Consider the following 1,596-nt stretch of genomic DNA (forward strand, 5'->3'; position numbering starts at 1 on the left):
GGCCAGCACGCCCTGCTCGCGCTGCTCACCTCCGGCGACCTGGAACGGCACATCCGGCGGATGCGCCTGGAGTACGCCCGCCGCCGGGCCGCGATCGTCGAGGCGCTGACCGCGCCCTGCCGCCTGCTCGGCGACACCGCCGGCCTGCACGTGGTGCTCGAGCTCCCGGCCGGCCTGCCGCCAGAGCTGGTCGTGGCCGAGGCCGCCAAAAGAGGCGTCGGGCTGTACGTGCTCGACCGGTACTTCGCGGGCCCGCCGTCGATCAGCGGGCTGATCCTCGGCTACGGCGCCACGCCGCTGACCCAGGTCCGGCGCGCCGCGGCAGTCCTCGCAACGCTGCTGGCCGGCCTCACCAGCGTGGTGTTACGCGGGGCCGCCGGGCAACGCTAATGCCGGGATCGCAAGGGCGGCGGCCGCAGCCAGCTGATCAGGGAATTCCCGCGAGTGGACCTGCAGCACGTGCGGTCCGGTGAGCTGGTCGGTGTCGATCGCCCCCGGGCCGGCGTTCTCGCAGCCGGGCACCTGCGACGCGCCGAAGTGACCGCCGCGCGCCCACAGCGCGCGGCTGCGTTCGGCGCCGGTTGCCAGGCACGACATGGGCTCCCCGGCCGGCCAGCGGCGCGAGACCCCCCACGAGTCGAGCCACTCGACGATCGCGTCCACGCCGGTCATCGGGCCGTCCGTGAACGGCTCCTCGGGGTACCCGAGAACGGCGATCTGCGCGCACACCCGGCCCTCGGCGTTCACGTTCCGCGGGGACGCCGGCACCCGGTCAGGATCCCAGTCGAGCTGCTCGGGCGTCCCGAGCGCGCGGCCCGCCCGCAAAATGGAGACGAGCTGGACGATGTCGCCGGTCACCGGGTCCCAGACGAGGTGGCAGGGACGGCATTCGCCGACGAGGCGCTGCGCCGCCGACTGAATGGAAACCGTGCGCGGCGCGGTCCCCAGGGTCAGCCAGACCGCGCGCGGTGCGCCTCCGTTGAGAGGGCCTCCGTCAGTATCCGCCCGGATGCGTCGTGCTCCTGGCATCCATGCGTGTGCCACCGGCTTCCCCTCCCAGGTTCAGGGGTCTAGACCATGCCGACCCCGCAACTCCTCTCAAACTTACTTACGCCAGCGGCTGCGATTAGTCCAGAGGGGATCGGCGAATCATTCGCCGGGCACACGGAAATCAGAGGAATCGACAATGGCGGTTGCACGCGGCAACGGTTACATCAAAACACGCACAGTATCAATGGGCGGTCACGCTACGCTAACCGCGACGGTGCGGATGAGGAGGCCCGGCGCCCCGCTTTCGCCGGGCCTCACCATGAATGACGCCCGGTCCCGCTAACCGGTTCACCACCGGAACGGGCGTATACAGACCTGTTACAAACCAGGCGTACCGGTCAGTCGTCGGGCGCAAGGCTCTTGACGAGCTCCGCCACCCGCGCCGCGGTCGCCGCGTCGGGTTCCGCCACCGCCATCCGCGCGGCCATCGGGCCGAAGCCGCGGACCCGGAGCGCCTCCTTGACCAGCCCAATGCTCTGCCCCAGGCTGGCGATCGCCGAGACGTCGGCCTGCCGCGCCGCCACCTCGCCGTCGTGATCGCCGTCG

Annotated in this window: 2 protein-coding genes and 1 pseudogene; 1 reads left to right on the forward strand and 2 read right to left on the reverse strand. The window is 71.4% G+C overall.

The features are described from left to right. Positions 1-390: pseudogene (locus WA805_RS00520) on the forward strand (PLP-dependent aminotransferase family protein); the annotation flags it as partial. Here the strand turns inward: WA805_RS00520 and WA805_RS00525 are convergent. Continuing rightward, complete coding sequence (locus WA805_RS00525) at positions 364-1,044, reverse strand: hypothetical protein (RefSeq protein ID WP_425241384.1); 681 nt, start codon at positions 1,042-1,044, stop codon at positions 364-366. The pseudogene WA805_RS00520 and the gene WA805_RS00525 sit on opposite strands and share 27 nt — an antisense overlap. Before the next feature lie 344 nt (positions 1,045-1,388). Continuing rightward, a partial coding sequence (locus tag WA805_RS00530) for a hypothetical protein (protein ID WP_425241385.1) occupies positions 1,389-1,596 on the reverse strand: 208 nt, incomplete at its 5' end.

The sequence above is a fragment of the Trebonia sp. genome (assembly GCF_049794275.1).
Taxonomy (GTDB): domain Bacteria; phylum Actinomycetota; class Actinomycetes; order Streptosporangiales; family Streptosporangiaceae; genus Trebonia.